The organism is Mesorhizobium sp. M0938, assembly GCF_040319125.1.
GTDB lineage: Bacteria > Pseudomonadota > Alphaproteobacteria > Rhizobiales > Rhizobiaceae > Mesorhizobium > Mesorhizobium robiniae.
In genome coordinates this window covers 316,827-340,540 of sequence record NZ_JAMYNS010000007.1, presented here as the reverse complement: position 1 = coordinate 340,540, position 23,714 = coordinate 316,827, and the positions used below count along the sequence as shown (strand labels likewise).

Annotated in this window: 22 protein-coding genes and 1 tRNA gene; 7 read left to right on the top strand and 16 right to left on the bottom strand. The window is 60.8% G+C overall.

The genetic code is table 11. The annotated features are described in order from the left end of the window. Positions 1 to 2,085: a DUF4062 domain-containing protein gene (locus NKH73_RS15650; RefSeq protein WP_352933010.1), complete on the bottom strand. Its 2,085-nt coding sequence runs from the start codon at positions 2,083 to 2,085 to the stop codon at positions 1 to 3. A 297-nt stretch (positions 2,086 to 2,382) separates the two neighbouring features. On the opposite strand from NKH73_RS15650, the gene NKH73_RS15645 reads away from it, so the two are divergent. After that, positions 2,383 to 3,801 carry a DHA2 family efflux MFS transporter permease subunit gene (locus NKH73_RS15645; protein WP_352933008.1) on the top strand — a complete coding sequence of 473 codons (1,419 nt, stop codon included), beginning with the start codon at positions 2,383 to 2,385 and terminating at the stop codon, positions 3,799 to 3,801. A gap of 222 nt (positions 3,802 to 4,023) precedes the next feature. Here the strand turns inward: NKH73_RS15645 and NKH73_RS15640 are convergent, their stop codons facing one another. Together NKH73_RS15640 and NKH73_RS15635 are read right to left on the bottom strand one after the other, a co-directional pair. After that, positions 4,024 to 4,734 carry an RlmE family RNA methyltransferase gene (locus NKH73_RS15640; protein WP_352933006.1) on the bottom strand — a complete coding sequence of 237 codons (711 nt, stop codon included), beginning with the start codon at positions 4,732 to 4,734 and terminating at the stop codon, positions 4,024 to 4,026. A 79-nt stretch (positions 4,735 to 4,813) separates the two neighbouring features. Next, on the bottom strand, positions 4,814 to 6,262 hold the full coding sequence (locus NKH73_RS15635; protein ID WP_502893862.1) for a Ppx/GppA phosphatase family protein: 1,449 nt from the start codon (positions 6,260 to 6,262) through the stop codon (positions 4,814 to 4,816). Positions 6,263 to 6,466: 204 nt separating this feature from the next. Here NKH73_RS15635 and NKH73_RS15630 point away from each other — a divergent pair, with 204 nt between their 5' ends. Continuing rightward, positions 6,467 to 7,399 (top strand): lysylphosphatidylglycerol synthase domain-containing protein, encoded by a 933-nt coding sequence (locus NKH73_RS15630; protein WP_352933001.1) that lies wholly within the window; start codon positions 6,467 to 6,469, stop codon positions 7,397 to 7,399. A 185-nt stretch (positions 7,400 to 7,584) separates the two neighbouring features. Further along, positions 7,585 to 7,658: transfer RNA gene (locus tag NKH73_RS15625), tRNA-Gln, on the top strand. Here NKH73_RS15625 and NKH73_RS15620 read toward each other — a convergent pair. Further along, on the bottom strand, positions 7,626 to 7,958 hold the full coding sequence (locus tag NKH73_RS15620) for a hypothetical protein (RefSeq protein ID WP_352932999.1): 333 nt from the start codon (positions 7,956 to 7,958) through the stop codon (positions 7,626 to 7,628). The two genes, NKH73_RS15625 and NKH73_RS15620, sit on opposite strands and share 33 nt — an antisense overlap. Between NKH73_RS15620 and NKH73_RS15615 the strand changes: the two genes are divergently transcribed. Further along, positions 7,957 to 8,877, top strand: a complete 921-nt coding sequence (locus tag NKH73_RS15615) for a helix-turn-helix transcriptional regulator (RefSeq protein ID WP_352932997.1) — start codon at positions 7,957 to 7,959, stop codon at positions 8,875 to 8,877. The genes NKH73_RS15620 and NKH73_RS15615 overlap by 2 nt on opposite strands. A 115-nt stretch (positions 8,878 to 8,992) precedes the next feature. Here the strand turns inward: NKH73_RS15615 and NKH73_RS15610 are convergent, their stop codons facing one another. From NKH73_RS15610 to NKH73_RS15590, 5 genes are all read right to left on the bottom strand, one after another. Next, on the bottom strand, positions 8,993 to 10,393 hold the full coding sequence (locus NKH73_RS15610; protein WP_352932994.1) for a phospholipase D family protein: 1,401 nt from the start codon (positions 10,391 to 10,393) through the stop codon (positions 8,993 to 8,995). A gap of 62 nt (positions 10,394 to 10,455) precedes the next feature. Next, complete coding sequence (locus NKH73_RS15605) at positions 10,456 to 11,262, bottom strand: endonuclease/exonuclease/phosphatase family protein (RefSeq protein ID WP_502893863.1); 807 nt, start codon at positions 11,260 to 11,262, stop codon at positions 10,456 to 10,458. A gap of 586 nt (positions 11,263 to 11,848) precedes the next feature. Next, complete coding sequence (locus NKH73_RS15600; RefSeq protein ID WP_352932992.1) at positions 11,849 to 12,148, bottom strand: DUF1236 domain-containing protein; 300 nt, start codon at positions 12,146 to 12,148, stop codon at positions 11,849 to 11,851. 488 nt (positions 12,149 to 12,636) lie between these two features. Then, entirely contained in the window at positions 12,637 to 12,921 is a 285-nt protein-coding gene (locus NKH73_RS15595) for a DUF982 domain-containing protein (protein WP_352932990.1), read from the bottom strand. A gap of 350 nt (positions 12,922 to 13,271) precedes the next feature. Then, positions 13,272 to 13,490, bottom strand: coding sequence for a KTSC domain-containing protein (locus NKH73_RS15590; protein ID WP_352932988.1), 219 nt, complete (start codon positions 13,488 to 13,490; stop codon positions 13,272 to 13,274). 204 nt (positions 13,491 to 13,694) lie between these two features. Between NKH73_RS15590 and NKH73_RS15585 the strand changes: the two genes are divergently transcribed. The 3 genes from NKH73_RS15585 (at position 13,695) to NKH73_RS15575 (ending at position 15,985) form a co-directional block, all read left to right on the top strand. Next, entirely contained in the window at positions 13,695 to 14,123 is a 429-nt protein-coding gene (locus tag NKH73_RS15585) for a YidB family protein (RefSeq protein ID WP_352932986.1), read from the top strand. Between the two features lie 341 nt (positions 14,124 to 14,464). Continuing rightward, positions 14,465 to 14,710 (top strand): hypothetical protein, encoded by a 246-nt coding sequence (locus tag NKH73_RS15580; RefSeq protein ID WP_352932984.1) that lies wholly within the window; start codon positions 14,465 to 14,467, stop codon positions 14,708 to 14,710. A 381-nt stretch (positions 14,711 to 15,091) separates the two neighbouring features. Continuing rightward, positions 15,092 to 15,985, top strand: coding sequence for an IclR family transcriptional regulator (locus NKH73_RS15575; protein ID WP_352932982.1), 894 nt, complete (start codon positions 15,092 to 15,094; stop codon positions 15,983 to 15,985). Between the two features lie 19 nt (positions 15,986 to 16,004). Here NKH73_RS15575 and NKH73_RS15570 read toward each other — a convergent pair whose 3' ends face one another. From NKH73_RS15570 to NKH73_RS15540, 7 genes are all read right to left on the bottom strand, one after another. Then, positions 16,005 to 17,246: a hydantoinase/carbamoylase family amidase gene (locus NKH73_RS15570; RefSeq protein WP_352932980.1), complete on the bottom strand. Its 1,242-nt coding sequence runs from the start codon at positions 17,244 to 17,246 to the stop codon at positions 16,005 to 16,007. Next, the gene (gene hydA / locus NKH73_RS15565) at positions 17,243 to 18,658 is read right to left on the bottom strand and encodes a dihydropyrimidinase (protein WP_352932978.1); all 1,416 of its coding nucleotides are present in this window, start codon (positions 18,656 to 18,658) and stop codon (positions 17,243 to 17,245) included. The genes NKH73_RS15570 and hydA overlap by 4 nt, the downstream gene beginning before the upstream one ends. A gap of 64 nt (positions 18,659 to 18,722) precedes the next feature. Next, positions 18,723 to 19,457, bottom strand: a complete 735-nt coding sequence (locus NKH73_RS15560) for an SDR family NAD(P)-dependent oxidoreductase (protein ID WP_352932975.1) — start codon at positions 19,455 to 19,457, stop codon at positions 18,723 to 18,725. A 34-nt stretch (positions 19,458 to 19,491) separates the two neighbouring features. Then, on the bottom strand, positions 19,492 to 20,322 hold the full coding sequence (locus NKH73_RS15555) for an ABC transporter permease (protein ID WP_352932973.1): 831 nt from the start codon (positions 20,320 to 20,322) through the stop codon (positions 19,492 to 19,494). A gap of 8 nt (positions 20,323 to 20,330) precedes the next feature. After that, positions 20,331 to 21,272, bottom strand: a complete 942-nt coding sequence (locus NKH73_RS15550) for an ABC transporter permease (RefSeq protein ID WP_352932971.1) — start codon at positions 21,270 to 21,272, stop codon at positions 20,331 to 20,333. Between the two features lie 106 nt (positions 21,273 to 21,378). Further along, positions 21,379 to 22,554 carry a polyamine ABC transporter substrate-binding protein gene (locus NKH73_RS15545; protein ID WP_352932969.1) on the bottom strand — a complete coding sequence of 392 codons (1,176 nt, stop codon included), beginning with the start codon at positions 22,552 to 22,554 and terminating at the stop codon, positions 21,379 to 21,381. Further along, positions 22,551 to 23,687: an ABC transporter ATP-binding protein gene (locus NKH73_RS15540; RefSeq protein ID WP_352932968.1), complete on the bottom strand. Its 1,137-nt coding sequence runs from the start codon at positions 23,685 to 23,687 to the stop codon at positions 22,551 to 22,553. Before NKH73_RS15540 ends, NKH73_RS15545 begins: the two co-directional genes overlap by 4 nt. Positions 23,688 to 23,714: the final 27 nt, after the last annotated feature.

The following is a 23,714-nucleotide window of genomic DNA, read 5'->3' as shown; positions in this document are numbered from 1 at the left end:
CTAACTGCGCTCGAAAGGACGCCTTAAGAGCGCAGCTTCGCTACCGGGCCATGCTCCCGCAAGGCGGCCCTCGCCGGAGAGGTACGACCAGTCGCCAAACCGAGCAAGGTATCTCAAAATACCCGCAGTCGCATCAATCTCAACAGCCCCAAGTACCCCACGTACCAACTCCAGATCGTGCGCATCTCCCGCCGCACAGAGTGCCGCTAGTGCATCGTTGCACATGATTTTCTGCAGGAACTTCCAAAGTTTTCTTAACTCACCTTCAGTATCGGTACCAATCTCGCCTTCTCTCTTTCCTTTTTCAATATTGCTTTCCAAGTACCCATTAAATTTTTCTTTCAGGTTATCCCTAATAAAGCTCTTCATCTTTTTGGGATATCCAACATAAAGCGCAGATAGTTCTCGGTAGCCCAATACGCCTCGGCTATCTGCTTTAGACTGAAGAGCCAAGAAATCCATCTCAAGAAGCCGATTTACGCGATAACGGTCATAATACGTCTCGTCGGTTTCCCGCGTCGAAAATAAGCCCAATCTGTTGTTCGGCTTAACAATACTAAGCGCCTGTTTTGCTACATCGTCGCTAAGTTCAAACCCAAGCTTCTTCAGCGTTTCAGCAGCCAACAAGCGAATTTCATGGTTGCTGTCCGTCAAAAGTGTTTGTGCGGCCTCCAGTGCAATCTCATTGCGCTCGAACAGCAATTTAACAGCTCTCAATCGAACTAGCTCTGATTTGGCACTCAAGCAAGAAACCACCGTCCCGTTATCTAAAGAGCGTGGTTTACCGAAAAGCGTTTCCAAAAGACTTAGGTCTACTACATCAACTTCTTTCTCAACAACGCGCTTGAGCGCACCGTTAAGATTGGTCCTTGCCAAGATACTTACAATTGCCTGTTCGATTTTCGCGCGACGATGTGGAGCAATTAGCGCGACTGTCTCTTCTATAAGGGTGAGTTCAGCGCTGCTCGCATTGGAACTCAGAAAGGACACTGCGGCGTCGAAGACTTGATCGGAAGTCTTATCGTGCAGCCATAACTTGAGAACGCGCTTGTCAGTGAAGAATTCGTCAAGCGAGGGGATTGGTTGTGACCCAAGGCCTAAAATCTCTATGGCGAACCTCTTATCGGCGTCCTCACCGTATGCTGCGAGTTCGTTCACGCGGCTCCACATGTCCTCATCTTCGTACTTTGCAAGCCAACGCCACAACGGCACATTTTGGTGCTGAAAGCCGACAACCCCGCAGTCTATTAGAGCCCGAATCTCCTGTTTAGACAGTGCCGCGTCCCTAAAGTATCGAAAGATCAGGTTTGAATCGTGATTGCCAAGATAGTCCTCATCGTTTCCCGATCTGGTAACAGCTGTACCGATCAGTCGTAGACGCGCAACTTCTTGCGACGAGGTGCCGTCCCAATCGGGAGATCGCTGTGTTAGATCGTTTAGAAAATCTCTTGCTTCCTTATCAAGCAACCACGAATTGGGGGTGGGCGGTTCTGTTGATTTGTCGTGGATAGATGGTGCAGTTTTTGGTTGGGTTAGCTGCTCGTCGTCGGCAAGTAAAATATCCGTTTCATGCCAAGCGATGTCTTCCAGCTTTTCCCGGACAACGTCCTTGAATGTTTGCGGGTCAGCAAAATCTTTGAAGAAGACCGTCTTTTCGTCAATGAATTTCTGCCGAAAGTCCAGCACCTGCCGAAGCCCTTCGCCCGGCTCCATGTTTGGTGGCACATCAACGTTTCTAAAATAGATGGCCATGTCCTTCATGAGGCCATTTTCAATCCGCTCTTTTGCTCTGAAATATTCTTCCTCGAACCCAGATGTATATTTTGGACCTGGTCGTGAACCCCAATTGTCCCAAAGTACGCCGATAAAATAATCGCACTTGTCCAAGTCTTCATTAATTTTGCTTTGAGGACGTATGAAACCCGGAACGGCATCCTCCCATCCCAACAATTTGAGCTGAAGTCCCCAGCGGTCGGAATGGCTTCGGTTTATGCTATTGACAACTTCATGTGCACCCCGACGCTCGTCTTTTAACCCGCCAGGCGAGCCAATAAAAATTCGAACTATTTTCTGTGTATTTGACACAACTCGCCACTCGCAAAGATCTTTGTTCTGAGTCTTGCAGCGAGCGTAACGTGACGGCTGAGTGTCGTCCAGGCATCCATGTCGATGCCTCCATGCCCCTGTCGAGACGGGGGCAATCTATGACCCCAGCCATGACCGATGTCCTCGAACCTATGCTGATAGCCGCCACCAAGGCGAGCGGTCGCACAAAAGTGACAGCAATTTAATGCGACATGCGGGCCGAGGCGTGATAACCGCCCGTCATGCCGGCTCGCCCCCAAGCTGGGCAGAGAATCGCGAAGACAATCAGGGCGCTCCATGAACCGCACCATTCCGCTTATCCTGGCGGTCGCCCTTTTTATGGAGAACATGGATTCGACCGTCATCGCGACCTCGCTGCCGGCGATCGCCATCGACCTGCAGACCAGCCCGGTCGCACTCAAGCTGGCGCTGACCGCATATCTGGTGTCGCTGGCGGTGTTCATTCCGATCAGCGGCTGGATGGCCGACCGCTTTGGCGCCAAGAACGTGTTTCGCGCGGCGATCGCCGTGTTCATCGTCGGCTCGGTTGCTTGCGCCGTGTCCAATTCGCTGACGGATTTCGTGATGTCGCGCTTCCTGCAAGGCATTGGCGGCGCCATGATGACGCCCGTGGGACGCCTTGTGCTTGTGCGCGCCACGCCGAAAAGCGAGCTTGTCGCGGCGATGTCCTGGCTGAGCATTCCGGCGCTGGTCGGGCCGCTCGTCGGTCCACCGGTCGGCGGTTTCATCACCACCTATTTCACCTGGCACTGGATTTTTCTGATCAATGTGCCGATCGGGCTGATCGGCATCTGGCTGGCCACGCGTTTCCTGCCGGAAACCGAAGCGGCGCAAACGCCGCCGCTCGACTTCATCGGCTTCGTGCTGAGCGGGCTGGCGGCATCGGGCATCGTGTTCGGCCTGTCGGTGGTCAGCCTGCCCGCCTTGCCGCCGATTGCCGGCTTCCTCACCGTGGCGGTCGGGCTGGTGTCGGCCGTGCTTTACCTTCTGCATGCGCGCCGCGCCAGGAACCCGCTGCTGGCGCTCGAGCTGTTTCGCAACCAGGTGTTCCGCGCCTCGGTCCTCGGCGGCGGGCTGTTTCGCATCGGCATCGGCGCCGTGCCGTTCCTTTTGCCGCTGATGTTCCAGATCGGCTTCGGGCTGACGCCGTTCCAATCGGGAATGATCACCTTCGTGGCGGCGATCGGCGCCATCGGCATGAAATTTGTCACGGCGCTGATCTTCAGGGTCGCCGGGTTCCGCCGTGTGCTGATCTTCGGCTCGCTGATCGCGGCGGCGACGATCGCCATCAACGGGCTGTTCACGCCGGAGACACCCTATCTGCTGATCCTCACCGCCCTGCTCGTCGGCGGCTTCATCCGCTCGATGTTCTTCACCGGCATCAACGCGCTCGCCTATGCCGAGATCTCGACCGCCGACACCAGCAGGGCAACGCCGATCGCCGCGGTCTTCCAGCAATTGTCGATCGCGCTCGGCGTGGCGCTGGCCGGCGGCATCCTGGAAGTGTCGACGACAATCCATGGCGGGCCGCTGACGCTGAGCGACTTCCACATCGCGTTCTTCATCGTCGCGGCCGTATCGGCGGCCGCATCGCTGTCGTTCATGCGGCTGGCGCCCGACGCCGGCAACGCCGTATCGGGCTATGGCGGGCTGACGGTGCCTAAGACGCTGGAGGTGGGCCCACCGGGGAATTGAGGAGGTGGCGGGACAGAACCTTTTGGTGCAGGCGGGACAGCGCCCCCCTCTGTCCTGCCGGACATCTCCCCCACATGGGGGGAGATCGGCCGTCACCCCGGCTTTCGCCAATCGCCAAAGTTGAAGAAGAAGGTGCGACCGATGAGCCTGCCAATCTCCCCCCTCGTGGGGGAGATGTCCGGCAGGACAGAGGGGGGCGCGAAGGATCGCTACGGGGCGGTTTTACGCTGCGCCGCTTCCGCCCTTAAAATCCTTCGCCAACAAATAAAGCTCCACCGACTCATCCCGCGAGGCTGGCGGCTTGACGTGGTGGACCGAGCGGAAATTCTGCTTGAGCCTCGAGAGCAGCTCGTTTTCGGCGCCGCCCTGAAACGTCTTGGCGAGGAAATGGCCGCCCGGCTTGAGCACCGCAAGCGCGAAATCGGCCGCCACCTCGCACAGATACATGGTGCGGATGTGGTCGGTCCGCTTGTGACCGGTGGTCGGCGCCGCCATGTCGGATAAAACGATATCCGGCTGGCCGCCCAGCGTTTCGGCGAGCTTTTCCGGCGCCTGCGGATCGAGAAAATCCATCAACAGCACCGGCGCGCCCGGCACCGCGTCCATTTCGAGATAGTCGATGCCGACGACATGCGGGTGTTCGGCTGTCGACTTCGTGCGCGCGGCGGCGACCTGGCACCAGCCGCCGGGCGCCGCGCCAAGGTCGATGACCTTCATGCCGGGCTTGAGCAGATGGTGCTTATCGTCGATCTCGATCAGCTTGTAGGCCGCGCGCGAGCGGTAGCCGTCGGCCTTCGAGCGTTGAACATAGGGGTCGTTGATGTGACGCTGCAGCCAGCGGCGCGACGATTCCTTCAGGCCGCTTTTCTTCTTGATCCGCGTCTTCAGCACGCGAATGCCGGCGGTACTGGGCTTCTGCGGTTTCTTGGTCATTGCTTGATTTCTTGTTCGAGCATGATCTTTTCCGAAAACCGGCTGCCACTTTTCGCTAACGCGGTCCTTCGGTTCGGGATCATGCTCTGCCACGTCCACTGTTACGCCAGACACCGTCATCGGCCATCAATTCGCTCAATATGCCCTCGCGCAGGCCGCGGTCGGCGACGCGTAGCCGCTCCGACGGCCACACCGCGCGGATCGCTTCCAGGATGGCGCAGCCGGCCAGCACCAGATCGGCACGATCGGCGCCTATGCAAGGGTTGGCGACGCGCTGCTGAAAGTCCCAGCCGACCAGCTTTTCGACCATGCGGTCGACGCTGTCGCGGTCCATCCACAGCCCGTCGACCCGGCGGCGGTCGTAGCGTTCCAGGTCAAGGTGAACGCCGGCCAGCGTCGTCACCGTGCCCGAGGTGCCGAGCAGGTGGAATTTCGGGCTGGCGAGCACATGGCTCAGCCGGTCACGCCCGTCAAAGGCGTGCAGGCGCACGGCCACATCCTCGACCATGGCGGCAAAGATCTCGCGGGTGACGGTGCGGCCGCCGAAGCGCTCGGCCAGCGAGACCACGCCGACCGGCAGCGACGTCCAGGAGACGATATGGTTGGCCAGCCTTGGCGAGCGGTGGCCGGTAAGATCGATCAGCGCGATTTCCGAGGAGCCGCCGCCGATGTCGAACAGCACGACGCCTTGCGTGTCGCGGTCGACCAGTGAGCCGCAGCCCGAAACCGCCAGCCGCGCCTCGGTCTGGCGGTCGATGATCTCGAGCTTCAGGCCCGCCTCGCGCTCGACGCGGTCGAGGAACTCGGCGCCGTTCGCGGCCGTGCGGCAGGCTTCGGTGGCGATCAGCCGGGCCTTCCTGATCTTGCGGCTGCGCAACTTGTCGCCGCAGATCTTCAGCGCCTCGACCGCACGGTCCATCGCCGGCTGCCCGAGCCGGCCATTGGCGGTGAGGCCCTCGCCCAGCCTGACGATGCGCGAAAACGCGTCGATGACGCGGAACTGGCCGTGGCGCGTCGGCACTGCCACCAGCAGCCGGCAATTGTTGGTGCCGAGGTCAAGTGCGGCAAACACCGGCAGTTCCTGCGCCGGCGGGCGGCGAATGCCCTGCTCCGGCCTTGCCTGCGGAGGCAAAGGCACGACGATCGCCTCGCGTGGATGACTGGCTGGAGCGCCGGTAGCGACGGGCGCCGACAGTCCGGCCGCTGCGAGCTGAGCGTCATCGCGCACAAAAACCTTGCGGCCGCGCCGGCGTTTGCGCCGCTTCCTGGTTTTGGCCTTCTGGCCATTCTGGTGCTGGGGCGTGTCGCCGGCTTGGCCGGACCAAGCCTGCACCGGGCGGCCATTCTGCCGGCCGGCGGATGGGCTTGCCTGACCGGACTGCGGCGGCGAAGCCCTGGACACGCCCACTTCCGGCGCGCCGGCGCCGGTATCGTGGTCTTCCACTTCAGTTCCTTCCGGCGCCGCGCGAACCGGAGACCGGACGCAGCAGGCGCTGTCAAATGTTCTAAGTTGCCGCCAGACTAGCAGCGCCGGGCCGGATCACCAAGAGCGCAGGAGCCGAATTTTCCCGTCGGCATGAGGTGGCGGCAGAAGAGCCGCGCCTTCGCGGTTGAATAGCCGGCTTCAATAAGGCATTTCTGAAATGGCGGGGATGGAACATCCGGAATTGCGGACAGTTTTCCTGACGCGAACCGGAAAGGGCAACGGGCTGCAACGCATGATCGTCACACGATGAATTGGAGGCGCTATTTCTGGCCAGTCGTCGGCATTGCGGCGGTCGTCTTCTCGCTATGGCTGCTGCTGCATGAACTGCGCGGCATTTCGCTCGACGACGTCTGGGACGGCATCGTCGCCATCCCGGCCCGTGGCTGGGTGTTTGCTGCGCTAAGCTCTGTCATCGCCTATGCCTCGCTGGCCGGCTACGACCACATCGCGCTCCTGCATATTGGCAAACGAGTTTCTTGGCTATTCGTCACGCTGTGCTCCTTCACCACCTACGCGCTGTCGCACAATATCGGCGGCTCGGTATTTTCAGGCGCCGTGATCCGCTACCGCGCCTATGGCACAAGGGGGCTGACTGGACAGGATGTCGGTGTCCTGGTGGCGATCTGCTGGATCACCTTCGTGCTGTCGACGATCCTCGTCTCCGGCCTCGTGCTGGTTTTCGAGCCTGAAATCATCGACCGGTTTTCCGGCGCACCGCACCATGGCCTGACGATTGCCGCGGGCGTTGCCATGCTGCTGCTGGTGGCGGCCTACATCTTCGGCAGCTGGCTGCATCTCAGGCCACTGAAGATCGGCAGCTTCCAGGTCCATTATCCGGCCCTGCCGATCGTCGCGCGGCAATTGCTGATCGGCCCGATCGAGCTCCTGGCGGCGGCGGCGATCATCTTCTTCGCCCTGCCCGCGGCTGGCAATCCCGGCTATTTCGTCGTGCTCGGCGTCTTTCTGGTGTCGTTCTCGATCGCCCAGATCTCGCATGCGCCGGGCGGGCTCGGCGTGTTCGAGGTCGTGTTCCTCGCCGGCCTGTCGCATATGGACCCGGTCGGCGTGCTGGCAGCGCTGCTGGTGTTCCGGCTGTTTTACCTGATCATCCCGCTGGTGATAGCGCTCGGTGTGGTGCTGTATTTCGAGCACTCGCAGCTCGGGCGGGGTGGGGATTGAGGCGCTAGGCACGTCTCCCCAGGGAGGTTCCGGCCTGAACGCCGGTACCTGAACGTGGCGTGCGAGTCCGTCTGACGAAACGTGATTGAAACGCCAGGCAGGCTTGACTATTTTCCGGCGGCGGCTACAAGGCACGCGCGGCGACATCGTCGCCCTGCCCGCGCGGTTTCTTCAACCGCGCCTGCTGGGGAATAGGTTAACGGTAGACCCACGGACTCTGACTCCGTTAGTCCTGGTTCGAATCCAGGTTCCCCAGCCAAACTGGATGTCCTGTAGACAATTTCGTCCCACTGGCATCGCTCGACGCCGCAGCAGCCGCTGATTCTGCAAGTAAGTCAAAGGGTTGCCTGAAGTTTGCGCGAACTTCGCCGCGATCCCATTCGCAGTTCGACAGCACCAGATTCAGAAGCCGTTTCTTCTCGTTTGGAGCCTGTTTCGCAAACAGTCGGCTGGCTTCTCGGGCCAGCTCCAGGAGCCGCAGGCCGTCCTCCATGTGCAGCGCAGTGGGGACTGTCTCTGACCCCGGCATGTGTTCTCCCGAGGCGGCGTCGGCACACATGCGCGAACCCATTAGCACGGTCGCGGCAGCGCTGCCGGTGGGCATAATCTATGATCGCACGCGGATAGCTGAAGACGTGGCGGCGTTCCGCCGCCGCGAACTCTGGCAAGACTGGATGAGGCCGCGCGACATGCATCATGGGCTCGCTTCCAATCTTCTGGCGTCCAACGGCTCTTATTGGTTTTTCGATATCCATCGCGGCACGAAGCAAGACGCGTTCGGTGCCGACGACATCGACCTGTTGCAGAAGATCGTACCGCATATGCTGCGCGCTGGGGAGATCGGCCGGCGGTTGGAGAACACGTCGGCGCTGGCATCGGCCTTCTCGCATCTGCCCTTCGGCGTGTTTCTTGTGGACGGCTTTCAGCATATCGCCCAAATGAACGAGGCCGCCGCGGCAATGCTGGCGCGGCCCGACAGTCCTCTGGCGCTGAATGGCGGCACGATCGTCGCCTCCAATCCCAGGGATGCACAGGAGCTTCAGCGGTTGGTCGCGGATGCCTGCTCGTTGCGGGACGGCGCCATGCCTGGAACCGGAGGGACGCTGATGGTGCCGTCGGATCACAAGCGCTCCGACCTGACACGGCTGGTGCTGTCGATTGCGCCATTCGTCGACGCCCGCGCCTACGGCCTGGCGTCGGAACGGTGCGCGGTGATCATGGTCACCGAGGTCGCCCGGCGCATCCCCGATGGTTTCGAACAGCATGTCCGCAGCCTCTTCGATTTGACGTCGGCCGAAGCCCGCCTTGCCGCTGCATTGGCGTCCGGGCGGACGCTGAAGGAAGCGGCGGCCAGTTCGAATATAACGGTGAAAACCTGCCGCACTTATCTGGAACGGATTTTCTCCAAGACCGGCACCCGGCAGCAGAGCGAACTGGTTGCGCTGCTCAAAAGCACGGAGCCGCTCAGCGGACGCTAGCCCGGCAACAGAACGCCCTAGGCGCAGTCTATAGTCTCCATCGTGCTCAGACCGGCGAATGGCAAGGGCGACACGAGAACGGCGGCACATCAAGCTTCATCTTATGTGGGTCTGGCTAAAGCTGGGACTCGATCGGAAGGTGGCGGACCAAGGCCGCCAGAAGCCGGCGAAATATTCCGGCCTCTGGTTCGTGTGTGTATTCTTGGAGTTTGCCCTCGTCGCATCCATGCCAGTGAAGCACATTGTCTTTCAGTTCCAGCCGATAGCTGGTTTCTGGTGATATCTCAGTTTGAAAAAAGTGCCGAAGTTCACCGACTAATTCGGCATCCTCAAAGAGCACGCCCATCTCCGAGTTCAAAGACACTGACCGGGGATCAAAATTGAAGGAACCGACGAACCCAGCCCTGTCGTCAACCGTGAACGATTTGGTGTGCAGACTGGCGCCCTTGGAGCCAAACACAGAGATTGCCTGTCGGCGAGTGAAGGGCTGGAGCTCGAACAGTTTCACGCCATTCCTCAGCAATCGTTTGCGATAGTTCGCATAAGCTCCATGGACTGCGGCGACGTCTGTAGCGGCCAAGGAATTGGTCAAAACCGAAACGTCAACTCCGTTGCTGACGAGGTCAAACAGGATCGCGGAGCCCCTTTTGCCGGGGATGAAATAGGGAGATACGATTTCCAGACAGGTGCGGGCCGATTGAATGAGGGGAAGCAATTCCTTCGTAAGCCAGCTGCGACGTCTCCACCCCCTCACCTTCTCCGGAGGATCGGAAATCACCCGAACTCGATCCACCCAATGCACGTCGTTGCTAGTTGCGATAAACTCTGCGATGGATTTTCGGTCACCGACCCCGTTCAACAGCATTGATTGGGTTTCGAGATCGCTTCCTGAAAACAAATCGCAATGCTCGTTTTCGGCGGCTGATCCTAGGACACTAATTGATTTTGCGTCCTCGCAAGCCCAGAATGCCTCAAATATTTCGCCGGTTTGCTGCACGGCAGGACCGAGGAGCAGCACGTCCAGGTCGCGGAAATTGGTTTCTGCTGCGTCGAAATAGGCATCGCCAACGTTCCGCCCTCCTACGATTGCGACGTGGTCGTCAGCGATCCATGCCTTGTTGTGCATTCTCCGGGTCAACGCGAAAAGTCGCAATACAATTTCCACAGCGCGCATGACGCTGCGTTGCCTCACGCCGCTTGGATTAAACAACTTCAACTCGATGTTTGGATGATTGCTCAACGCCAGATATGCAGAATCGTTCTTTCGCGGACTGGCGTCGTCAAGGAGCATGCGCACACGCACGCCGCGCTCAGCGGCCCGGAAAACTTCCTGCAAAAGCAAGCGGCCAGTGTGGTCATCGTGCCAAAGGTAGTACATGAGGTCGAGACTGCGAACGGAACTCCTTGCAGCCAGGACCCGCACGGCGAAGGCGTCATAATTGTCCGGAACCAGCAGTAAGCCGCTCTTGCCTGCTTTGATCTTGTCGTGCGCAATTCGCGAAATGGATGTTTCCATAAAAACTGATTACCTTCAGCGATCGAACGCCGGCCTTTGCTCAAAATCATAGCAAGAACCGTTCAGAGGTAATCTGGTTGCAAATGTAGCTGGCGAATGCCCTGGAGGTTTAATCGCGCCTTGATCGGTAGATGATCGGAGGCGATCCGAGATAGCGATGTATGGTGCACTTCGAGGCTGGAGATCAGACTTGGTGGTTTGGCCAGAATCCGATCGAGCGCAAGCATAGGGAATCGCGAAGGGAAACTCGGCAGCACGGTGTGGATTGGACCAAAATGCGGCAGTAGCGCCAGCAACGAGGATCTGCTATGCACTCGCCATTCATTGAGATCACCAAGCAAAATGGTTGGCCTTAGGACCGAACGCGTCGCCTCAAGCAGTGCGTTGGCCTGCTTGGTGCGCGACCGCCGGAGTAATCCAAAATGTGCAGCGATCACCCGCAGCACCACGCCTTCGATTTCCAAATCGACGATCAAAGCACCGCGTGGCTCCAGGCCAGGTAACCTTACTAGATTGACAGCCTGGACCACTCCCTTGCGAGCTAGTATCAAATTGCCGTGCCACCCATGGGGTCCAAGGTTCTCAGGCGTGTGTGCACTAACCAGATCGGTTTCTCGTCGAAGCGTGTTGAGATCCAATAGGCCCTGCCGCCTTCCGGTACGTTCATCAACTTCCTGCAAAGCAATAATGTCGGCGCTTAGTTCGCGGATGACATTACCAACCCGCTGCGGATCGAACCGGCCATCGGTTCCGACACATTTATGGACGTTATACGAGGCAATTATCACGCTGCCGGGAACCCGGTTTGGTGATTCTTGGCGACAAGCGGCTGCAAACGAAGTTGAACAGGATGGAGTCTGGTCGAGCATGCAGATTGAGTTGCTATTCGAGAAGACTGCCGGAAACGGATGAACATCGATGGCAGCGAGAACGATCTGGTTTACCAACGATGTGGAGAAGCAACAGTTCCATCGAAGGCTGGGTTCGATACGATCAACGCCGGACAGCACGGCAACCAATGCCGCCAGCTACATCTGCTGCGGACACGATTCTAGATCAGCGAGGACGCGCTTGAGCAACTGGTTATCACGCGAAGCCTGAGCATCGACCGCTCCGGCTTGTGAAATGCAGCTCACTACCGCCCCAGTGGCAATTTAGACGCCGAAACAAGCTCGTCCTCATCGGTAATACCAGCCGTGTAGTTTGCCAGGATCCGCGACGCGAGCGTCTCACGTCGCTGTTCGGATTTGCTCCTTGATCTTGAGCCGGTCGAATACTCGACCAAGCAAAGCGACTTCAGATGAATCGAAGACGCCAGCCTCCTGAGCTTTTCATAAATCGGCATTCGACCTCCACGCCCGATGGCTAACCGTAGCTAATCCAACCAGAGGACGCAGCAAAAGAAAACCCGCCGCTCCTTTCGGCGCGGCGGGCCGTCCTCCCCAGTCGCTTAGGTTATTCGATGACTTTGATGATCTTGCGTGTACCCGGATCAACGACCACGGTCCGGTTGTCGACCACCACATATCGATATTGGGTGTCGGGGACTTCATGCAACTCGACCGTCTCGGGCAAGGTTGAGCCGATATTGAGCTCGACCCCTAGAAGTTCCACAGATGCGAGTGGCTGCTTTTTGACGTATTCCCTGATGACCGTCTCCTGCTCAGGCGCGATGATCACGTCCTGAGCGGCAGCGGCGCCGATACCGGCCAGCAGCAGAAATCCCGCGGCGAAAGTTGAATGATGCATTCTCATAATTGGCTCCTTGCCTGAGTTCTGTTGCGCTGAACGGCATCGACTTCGCGCCAGCCTCATCCAACCTCAGGCGGCCGCAAACGTTCCTTGAACGGGCTTCGGTCTACTCAAGGTAGGACCTAAGTCTGACCTTTGCTGCCGCAAAGGACGACGACGGGGTGCAGCCCGGAACCGCGACTGCCGGCACTCGTTCTCGCCGGGTGTCACAGGCCAGGTGTCACAGGCCAGGTGTCACAGGAGAGATACCATGGATAGTGTCCACCAAGCTCGATGGTCACTCGCTCCGGTATTCGTCGTATCGATCACGTTCCTAACGATAGGCATCCTTGTTAGCTAAAGGCAGCCGATTTGAGATCCGCGCAGCTAAGTCCCTTCCTGCGCTGATAAGCGACCACCCGCCATTCCTCGATTTGGCGGGTGGTCCGCAATCACCGACGATGATGTCCGCCCACCGATGTAGGGTTTCAGCTAACGAGCGCCGCATCACCTCAGATCAGGTCTTCAGCAACCCCGTCGAATTTCTTGAGGCCTTCGCTTGGAGGTCTCTGCTTGTGAAGGCCCTGCTCCGCCGCAGCGGCCTCGAAGGCGGCGAACGCGGCTTGTTGACTGCAATGTCCGGCCAGGCATTCCTCGACCATTCGGATTGCTTCAAGTCGGGACGGTTTGTTCATGGATGGCCATGGGTGCTGAAGCGCCTTCGCGGCGGCTGCTATCGACGCGACCACCACCGGCTTGTGATTCAGGTAGATTGTAATCGGAATGAACGCCGTCATTTTTGTCGCTCGCCAAGGATTGAAGGCGGTTAACGACGGACATGGCGGCGGTTGCATTGTCATGAATTCGAAGCGCCCGCGCCCCACGGAGGGGAAGGACGCGGGCTGGATCGGCAATCCGATCGCACAGCATTGTCTGCGGAAATGCTGCAGGATCCGAACTTCCTGACTTCGCCAGTGTTCCGTTCGGAAAGCAAAAAAAGCCCGCCGCACCTTCGGCACGGCGGGCGAGACTCAGTCGTACCGGGCACAAGGGATGGGCGGGGGTGATGTGCCTGGTGCGCAAAATCCTATGCGCGCCGGCGGCTGTGTCTACCAACCGGCAGTTGGAATGTTTCAGCTATCTGCTGTCAATCAGGATCGTTGCCGGCCGCAACCTGACGGTACCAGAAGTGATTTCGGATGTGCTCGTTGAAGTAGCGGCCCTTGGCAAAGGCGGCTTTGAACGCGGCAAAGGTCTCCGGCGGCACGCCCTCAAACTCGTACCGTTTGCCGCTGGCCACGAACCACACCGAAAGAACTTTGCGCTCCGGATCGTATTCCGTTTTCCGTATCGAGGTGGATGGCATGGGACGGTCGCTCGATTAAAAGCCGTCAACGATCGGAAGCCCGTCACGTTCCTTTCTGTTGGGGCGCCCAAAATGGGGGGACGATCGGGCGTCATTCCTGCGCGACGGGCGCGTGCTCGCCAGAAGCCGACCAGCCCGACAGCAATTCCGTGGAACCTTTCAAAGCCGCATGCCTTGTCCGTTCTTCATGGAAGGAGATACGAAATGAGCCTTGACATAGGAAAAGTCGCCATAGCCTTGCTTGGCCTGCTTGCCTACAAGAACAGGGACAAGATCGGCGAGCTAATCGCCGGTAGGGGCTCGACAGATCCCAAAAGCGCTGGCTCCCACGGCGGGCTCGGCGATATCCTGGACCGCCTCCGGAATACAGGGGCGGGTGATCAAGTTGATTCTTGGGTCGGTACAGGATCAAATCGCCCCGTCCAGCGCGACCAGGTCGAGAACGCGATCGACCCGCAAACGTTGAGCGATCTCGCTGAGCAAACGGGATTATCCCGCGACGAACTTCTCGACCGGCTCACAAGAGAACTGCCCGACGCGGTGGACAAGCTTACTCCCGACGGCCAGATGCCTGTGAGCAAAGGTCCAAATCTCCTCGACGAGGTGCCAGGGCCTAGTAGCAGTCGCACTTAGCGCCAGGCCGAAAATGAAAGCCCGCGCCCTCCGGCACGGCGCGGGCTGACCGGGCAATCCGATCGCACAGTATTGTCTGCGAGGACATGCGCCACCGACTTGCCGACTAGACCGTCTGAGGGCGCCCGCTCAAGGCTCGGCTTCCTCCTGAGGAGGCACGGCTGGGTCTGGACAATCGGGATGTGGCCATTTTTCACACGGAGATGGCCTGTCGCCGGAGTCGCCGTAACGTTCCACGAGTTTTGCGAATCCGTAAGCGAAGGCGGCAAGAAGCGCTAGGATAACCACTATTCGAGCGGCCATCCGGGATTGTAGCAAAATCCCGCTTAGAAATCTCAGGGATGCGCAGCAGCTTCAGCGGCTGGTCGCGGATGCCTGCTCGTTACATGGCGGCGCTCTTGTCGGGAACCGAAGGAACGCTGATCGTGCCGTCAGCTGGCAAGCGCTCCGACCTGACACGGCTGTTGCTGTCGATTGCGCCATTCGTTGATGCCCGCGCCTATGGCCTGGCATCGGAGCGTTGCGCGGTGATCATGGTCACGTTGACAGAAGCCCGCCTTTCCGCGCCTTCGGCGGGCGAACAGTGAAGGAAGCCGCGGCAACGTCGAACATCACGGTGAAGACCTGCCGCACTTATCCTGGAACGGATTTTCTCCAAAACCCGCACCCCGCAGCAGAGCGAGTTGGTCGCGTTACTCAAGAGCACGGAGCCGCCCCGCGGACGCCAGGTCGCCTCCAGTCGGACCCATTCAGGACGGGCGCACTCTCCAACGCGAGAGCGAGGTCGATACCGGACTGCAGCACAACTCAGGTTGCAGCGCAGATCAGCTTGGCACCTTCCGAAACTGGTTGGCGATGCGAGCCGTACCCTCTATATTGGGGCCGCCGACGCAGTGCCGCCGGATGTGGCTATTCAGAGAACTTCATTCTATAAGAAGAACTCATTCAGCCGAATAGAACTGGTTACCGTGAGCCCTTCCCGCGACGACATTCCCAAACGCTCTTCCAGAGCGGAACTTCACCATGACGGCACTCACTGGCTGCTTGCACCGCAGGCAAGCGAACGCGTCGTAAAACAGCCGCCCGGCTTGGTGCCCGCGTTGGAGAATGCAGTTGCGATCCTGCAGTTTCTCAACGACACGCCGCCGCATGAGGCGGCGCTTGTCGACCTTACAGCAGCGCTGGATATTTCAAAGACCCACTGTCACTCGATTTTGAAGACGCTGGTGCATTTCGAGTGGCTGAAGTTCGATCCCAGATCCAAGACCTACCGTCTTCACTCCGGGCTTCTATCCACCGCCTCCAGCCTTCTCAATTCCCCGGTTCTGGATGCAGTGCGGCGCAGCCTCAGCACGCTCGTGCAGCGCATCGATATCCCATGCCTACTGACCCAGCCCATGGACGACGATACTTTCATCGTCATCGACAAGTTCAACGGTCCGAAATCGATGGAAATATCCTTTCCGATCGGACACCGGTTTCCGCGTGACGCCTGCGCCCAGATGAGGGCCTATCTGGGCTGGCAGACGCCGCAGCGGCTCGATCTCTGGATGCAACATTGGACGCCTGCCCGCTACACCTCGAAGACGCCGCTTGACGCGGCGTCAATCCGGGCGTCCGTCGCTGCCACGCGCGAGCGTGGCTATGCGCTCAGCCAAGGCGAATTCACGGAAGGCATCATGGCCATCGCCCTGCCCATCTTCGACCGTGACGGACAGGTTTCCTTCATTTTCAACTGCTCGTTCATGATCGACAGCTTCCTGCCCGAGGAGGAGAAGGTGGCGGCCGAGATGATCCGGGCCGCCACCGAAATCCATCGCGCCACGCTGGCACGGCCGCCGGAAAGCTTTCCCGCCCTTTGACGACCGGCCGCAGGACGCGTCAGTAGGCCAGCTTATGGATGCCGGCAGCCAGCAGCCTTATGCCAGCCACGATGTCAGCAATCGAGGAGAACTCCTCGGGCGTATGGCTGCGGCCTTCCTTGCTGCGCACGAAGATCATGGCGACCTTTGCGATGGTGGCCATCTGCTGTGTGTCGTGGCCCGCCCCGCTGGCCATGGTCAGGATCGGTATCTCCTGTTCGGCTGCGCTTTTCTGCAGCATGGAAACGACCGCCGGGTCGCTGCGGCATGGCCGGTGATCGATCTGCACCGTCCAGTCCAGATCGAGATTCCGGCGAGCGGCCACTTCGCGCATCATTCCCTCATGGGTGGCATAGAGCCGTTCGCAGCGCTCCGGATCGGGATGGCGCGCATCGATGGTGAACTGCACTCTGGAGGGAATGACCGCTGTGGCGTTCGGCTCGGCGACCACGCGACCGATTGTCGTTACCGCCGGACGGCCCCATCGATGCGCCGTATCGACGGCGCGCGACCCTATTTCCATGAAGCCGGCCATCGGATCGCGGCGGATATCCATCGGGAAGGCGCCGGCGTGGTTCTGCGTGCCGCGCAATTCCACGCTGTAATGCCTGATCCCCGTCACCGCGTTGACCACAGCGACGGGGATTCCTGCCTCCTCGAGGATGGGACCCTGTTCGATGTGAAGCTCGATGAACGTATCGATATCGTTGCGCCGGGCCTCCGGAATCCGCTTCGGGTCCAGGCCGACCGCCCGCATCGCCTCCGCCGCCGTCTCTCCGTCGAACCCGATCGTATTGTCGGGATCGTCGGCCTTGATCCGGCCGGTTATGGCGCGCGAGCCCCAGAAATTCGCCGAGGGAAAGCGGCTGGATTCCTCCTCGCAGAATGCCACCGCCTCGATTGACCGGCGTGGTTGCCCAAACTGCTCCTTAAGCGCCTTGACCGCGAGCAGCCCGGCAAGAGCGCCGAGCGCGCCGTCGTAGCGGCCTCCGGGCTTCTGCGAATCGATATGCGAGCCCGAAACGATGCTGGAGGATGCCGCGTCAGTTCCCTGCAGCCTGCCCCAGACATTGCCGACAGCGTCGCGGCTGACGGCGAGCCCCGCATCCCTACACCACGAGGCGTACTGGTCGGTGGCCGCAATCCATTCCGGCGAATAGACCGTTCGCCACACCCCTGTGTCGCCGTAGGAACCGTACGAGGCCAGCGTCAGGATGTAATCCTCGACGAGTTTGGGATCGATGATGATTTGTGCGGTCATGACGGTTGCGCCTCCAGCTTTGCCTGGCGGCTCCGCGACGACGCCGTGCCGCGATGGATGTACCTGCCGCGCCCTGCCGCGCCGGTGAATGCGCCACCCCGAATAATGATGTCGCCCCTCGATATCACCGTCTCGGGCGCGCCCAGAACCTCCATTCCTTCGAACATCGTGTAGTCGACGGCCGAGTGCAGGTCGGCTTGCGTCAGCCGCCGCTTGATGTCTGGATTCCAGATGACCAGGTCGGCGTCGGCCCCGACGGCGATTGTCCCCTTGGCCGGGTAGAGCCCGAAGATCCTGGCGGGCGTCGTCGCCACCAGATCAACGAAACGATTTGGAGAAAGATCTCCGTTGGCGACGCCCTGCCAGACCAGCGTCATGCGTTCCTCGATGCCGGGAGCGCCGTTGGGAATCTGCCTGAAATCGTCGCGTCCGATATCCTTGCCGCCGTGGAAATTGTACGGCGCGTGATCCGACGACACGACTTCGAGATCGCCGCGCGCGAGGGCCTCCCAGATGAGCTTCGGCTGATGCCTGGCCCGCGGCGGTGGCGTGAAGACATATTTGCCGCCCTCGAATCCCGGCGCCTCGAACACGGCATCGGTAATATGCAGGTAGTGCGCGCAGGTTTCGGCATGCACGTCCACACCGCGCAGCCGCCCTCGGACCACCTCCTCCAGCGCCTCGCCGCAACTGACATGGACAATGTAGATCGACGCGCCGACCAACTCGGCAAGGGTGATGGCGCGCGCCGTGGCCTCGGCCTCGACGCGCGGTGGCCGGCTGAGCGCATGATAGCGCGGCGACAATTTGCCTTCGCCGGCAAACCTGTCGCGCAGATATTCGACGGCTTCGCCGTTCTCCGCATGGACCATGACCAGCGCGCCGTTCGCCTTCGCCTCGTGCAGCACCCGGATCAAGGTACCGTCATCCACCATGGTGTCGCCCTTGTAAGCCATGAAGAGCTTGAAGCTGGTGACCCCTTCGGCTGGCAGGGCCGACAATTCCGCCAAGGTCCGTTCCGACGGATCGGAAATGATGGCGTGCAGCGCGAAATCGATGACGGCCTTGGGGTCAGCGCGCCGGCGATGCTCTGCAAGGGATTCCAGCAGGCCGCGGCCTTTGATCTGCGGACAGAAATTGATGATGGTCGTCGTTCCACCATGCGCGCCCGCGATCGTCCCGCTGAGAAAATCGTCCTCGGTGTCGGCAAGCATGCCCGGCGTATCGAGATGCGTGTGGACATCGACGCCGCCGGGCATCACCAGGCGCCCGGCCGCGTCGATGATCCGCGTCGCGCCGCCGCCGTCGATTGTGTCGGCGATCGCGCTGATGCGGCCGTTCGTGACGCCGACGTCGGCCGCGAATGTGTCGCACGCAGTGACGACGGTTCCGTTCTTGATTATCAGATCCACTTTTCCGTTCCTGTCTGCTCGGTGCGCATCGGGGGCTGAGGATGCGCACGAATTGCTGGCTTGGTCAGCGGGCGGTGTAGCCGCCGTCGGCGACCCATACGGCTCCGGTCACGAACGAGGCTTCCGGTGACAGCAGGAATGCTATGACTGGTGCAATCTCGTCCGGCCGTGCGAGCCGCCCCAGCGGGATGTGCCTGGCCGCATCCTCGATAGTGAAACCAAGGCGCTGCTGCTCGCGTTCCATCATGGGCGTATGCACACCGCCTGGAGCCACCGCGTTGAAGCGCACGCCGCGCTGGGCATATTCCAGCGCCAGCACGCGCATCAGATTGATGACGCCCGCCTTTGCCGACGCATAGGCGCTGAGCCCTACCTGCCCGACCGTGCCGAGTTCGGAAGCCGTCGCGACAAAGGCGCCGCGATCGGATTTCATCAGCCAGGGCGCGGTGGCGCGGGCCAGAAGATAGACGCCGCGCAGATTGACTTGCATGACATTGTCCCAATTGTCGGCGGCGGTCTCCTCGAGCGGCGCCGTGAATGAGATGCCGGCATTGGCGACGGCGGCGTCCAGCCGGCCCTCGGCGGCGACGATGCGGCCGACCGCCTCGCCAAGCGCGGTCTCGTCGGCAATGTCCACCGTGACGCGCTGCAGCCCGGCCAGTTCGGGCAGCGCGGCAAGTGCTGCCTCATCCCGGTCCAGCGCATGGACGCGATAGCCCTTGCCGGCCAGCAGGATGGCAGTGGCGGCTCCAATTCCGGAGCCGGCCCCGGTTACCAGGGCAACAGTATGTGCGGTCACCTTTTTTGTCCTTCCAGTTTGTGGCATTTCGACTTCAGGCGGCGGCTTCACCTTGCCCGGCAAGCATCAGCACCGCGTTGCGCTTTGACGCGCCCGACCATGCGAGAAAGAGCCCTGCCGCCGCGAAGACCAGTATCGTGAGGCCGAACATCAGGGCCGAAATCGCGGCGATATCTCCCTTTAGCCCTTGCCGCACCGACGCCAGAATGTAGACAGGCAAGGGCGTGGTCTTCGCCGTGCTGACGAACAGCGAGACGATGACGTCGTCAAAGGAGATGGTGAAGGCGAGCAGCCCTCCGACCACCAAGGCCGGCGTCAAGAGCGGAAGCGTAACCGTCATGAACGCCAGGCCGGGACTTGCGCCGAGATCGGCAGCCGCTTCCTCGAGCCTCGGGTCGAGCGCGCCAAGGCGCGCACGCACGATGAACGCCACCAGCGCACCGCCGAACAGCGTATGCGCGATGATCATGCGCGCCAGCCCGGCATCGAGGTCGATCCTCACGAACCAGATGAGATAGGCGACGGCCTTGACGATCTCCGGAAAGGAAAGGACGACCAGCAGCAGCAGGCTGAGCGGGACGGCGACGGCCGCCGGCCGGCGCGCAAGAACGGTCCCGCACACGCACCCCAGAACAATGCTGGCTATCGCTGTGCTGAGCGCCACGGTGACGCTGGTGCGCAGCGTCGAAAGGATGTTCTGGTCGGAAAGCACGCGTCCGTACCAGCGAAGACCCGCTCCCTTCCAGATGATCAGATAGTCGCCGACATTGAACGAATAGGCCAGCACCGCCACGATCGGGGCAAACAGGAAGACGGCCACGAGAAGCGACCACAGGCCGAGCATGATGGATCTTGGTCCAGGCATGGTGCGGCTCATCGGGTCAACCTTCTCGCCCAGGCCGGCAGACGCTGGATCGCCGATGCCGCTCCGGCCATGACGAGCACGCTGGCGACGACGACCACCACCAGGGAGAGGGCCATTGCCGAGGCCAGCGGCCAGTTCTCGCCCTGCAGGAATTGCGAATAGATCAAGGTGCCTATCATCATGCCCTTGGCGCCGCCCATCAGTTCGGGGGTGACGTAGTCGCTGGTCATGGTGATGAAGACGATCATCGCCCCGGCGGTGATGCCGGGCGCCGTCTGAGGCAGCGTGATGCCGAGAAAGGTCTGCCAAGGCCGGGCATAGAGGTCGCGGCTGGCCTCGCGCTGATCCTTTGAAAGCCTGTCGATCGAGACGTAGATCGGCAGGATCATCATCGGCAGGAAATTGTACACCAGTCCGAGTTGCACGGCGGTTTGCGTGAACAGCAGGCTTTCGCCCGTCCGCAGCAGCCCGACCGCTTGAAGCGCCTGCGAGACGATGCCGTTACCGCCGAGCAGAATGCGCCAGCCGAGCATCCGCAACAGGTAGCTCGTCCAGAATGGCACCACGACCAGCACAAGCAGCCACGGCTTCAGCCGATCGGGACAGCGCGTGCTGATGAAATAGGCGACGGGGTAACCGACAGCGATGCAGAGCGCCGTTCCGAGCAGCGCATTCTGCACGCTGGCGGCGAACACCAGGCGGAAGGTCGGCGTGAAGACGTTGAGATAGTTGTCGAAGGTCGGAGCGCCGGCGACTGCGTCGGCGCCGTGGCCTTCGCCGTTGTAGGTGGCGAAGCTTTGCAGCGCGATGAGCAGGACCGGGACGATGAAGAATGCTGCATAGAACGCGAACGGCAGGACTACCAGCCACCAGTCGCGCACCATCTGACCGAGGCGGGTCGAGACCCCGGGACTGCTTATGCCTTGATGCTGTTCGATCGCTGCGTGCACGGCTTATCATTCCTTCAGACGGCCTGACGGCCACCGCGTCGCCGATCGGGCAGACGCAGTGGCGATTGGCGCGGACGGCTCCTTTGCCGGGCCGTCCGCTGTGCGGTCAGCCTCGCGAGGCCGCCGCCTTGATCTCGTTGAACAACTCGATCCGCTTGGAAGGGTTGGAGCCTTCGACCCGCTGAAAGACGAGCCGTTGCGCGACGCCGTCGGGGAACACGATCATGTCCTTGCGAACGAGGGTGGCGGGGAGCTTTTCGACCACGCCCTTCACGCCGGTGTCGTAACCGATAAAGGCCACCTCCTCGGCAGCAACGTCCGGGTCGAGCATGTAATTGATGAAGGCGTGGGCCGCCGCGAGGTTCTTGGACCCGGTGGGCACCGCGTAGTGATCGCTCCAGATCACGCATTGGGGTGTCGGATAGACCCAGGTGTAGCTGTCTGGATCCTGCTCGAAGATATGCCGGCAGCTGCCGAGATAGCCCTGCCCCAGAACAAAGTCGCCGTTCAGCATTCCCTGCACCGGGTTGGCGTCGAAGGCCTTCAGATGCGGCACCAGTTCCGTGAGCAATACGTCCCTGGCATGTTCCAGGCGCGCCACGTCACCGGTGTTGTAGTCCTTGCCCTCCCGCCAGAAGACCAGCCCGAAAACGCTCGGCTGGTCGTTGAGCACCGACACGCGGCCGCTGACATCAGGCAATGCCGCCGCGCGGAAGAAATCGTCCCAGCTCTTGATCTCATCCTTGATGACGGTGTGATTGTAGAGAATGCCGATCGTGCCGAAATTCTTCATCACCGTGTAGCGGTTGCCGGGATCGAAGGGAGGATTGCGGAAATCGGTGCGAAGATTGTCGAGGTTCGGGATCTGCGCATGGTCGAGCGGCTGGATAAGCTTACGCTCGACCGTCTGCTTGACGTAGGCGTCGCCAAGCACGACGATGTCGTAGTCGGCGGAACCGGAGATTTCCAGCTTGGCGATGGCCGCTTCGACGGAATCGAAGGTGGCGACCTGGACCCTGGGGCCGGCGCCGGCGCTGAAACCTTCCAACACTGCCGGGTTGGCGTAACCGGCCCAGGAATAGATGAACAGGCTGTCGCCGAGTTTGGCGTCGCCTGCCGCGGCCTTGGCATGCGCCGGCAGATCGGTTGCGGCGAAGGCGGCCGAGACGCCGTTGACGCTCAGCGCCGCTGCGCCACCGGCCATCGCCGCCAGTCGCAAAAAGTTTCTTCGCGTCCACTCCTGCGAAGCAAGTATCCGAATAGTCCCATTGCTGTCGTTCATAGTCGGTTCTCCATCTTGAGGCTTCTTGGAACTCCCGGTTGATCCGGGATTATGGTGCTGTGATCGGGGTGCCAGGTGACCCAGACTTCGGCTCCGGGCGCTATGGCTGGATCCGCAGCCCGGCTCATGCAGGTGACGGTCTCCCCAAGTCTGGTTCTGGCCATGACGCAGTGGTGCGAACCGAGGAATTGGCGCTCCACCACTGTCGCGTTGACCCGGCAAAGATCGGCGCGCGGCTCGGCACCGCGCGGCACCAGCTCGATGCATTCGGGACGAACAAGGACGGTGTTCGCGCCCTGCCCGCCAGGCGCTGGAAACCAGATGAACCCGTCTTCGGCGATCTCGATGAGTCGGCGATCGCCGCGTGTCGATACGGTCCCGGTAAAGAAGTTGGACTGGCCGACGAAATCAGCAACGAAGCGGCTCGCCGGACGGTGGTAGAGATCGGCCGGGCTGCCGACCTGCTCCAGGTGTCCCGCATTCAGGATGGCGATGCGGTCCGACATCGCGAAGGCTTCGTGCTGGTCGTGCGTGACGAACACAAATGTGATCCCGACCTCCTGCTGGATTCGTCGCAACTCCGTCTGCATCGTCGCGCGCAGCTTTGCATCGAGGGCCGCAAGCGGCTCGTCGAGAAGAAGAACACGAGGGCGGTTCACCAGGGCGCGCGCCAGCGCCACTCTCTGCTGCTGGCCTCCCGACAAGGCGGCAGGCCGTCGTTTGGAGAGATCGCGCAGCTGCACGAGGTGGAGGACCTCCTCGACACGCCGGCGCCGCTCGAGGCGCGCGACGCCCTTGCGCCTCAGCCCGTATTCGATGTTGTCGTAGACATCCATATGCGGAAACAGCGCGTAGGATTGAAACACGATGTTCACGTCCCGCTTGTGCGGCGGGATGCCGGCTACCGGACTCCTGCCGAGCAGAAGTTCTCCGCCGCTCGGATGCTCGAAACCGGCGATCATCCGCAGTGCCGTCGTCTTGCCGCATCCGCTCGGCCCGAGCAGCGAGAAGAACTCCCCTTCGCCGATCTCGAGATTGAGCCTGTCGATGACTGGCGTAGCACCTGCCCTCGAGGTGAAGACCTTCGAGATGTCCTTGAAGGTGATGGCCGCTTCTGCTTGCAATGCGTTCACCTCACCTATCCTTTTTGAGAACGGATC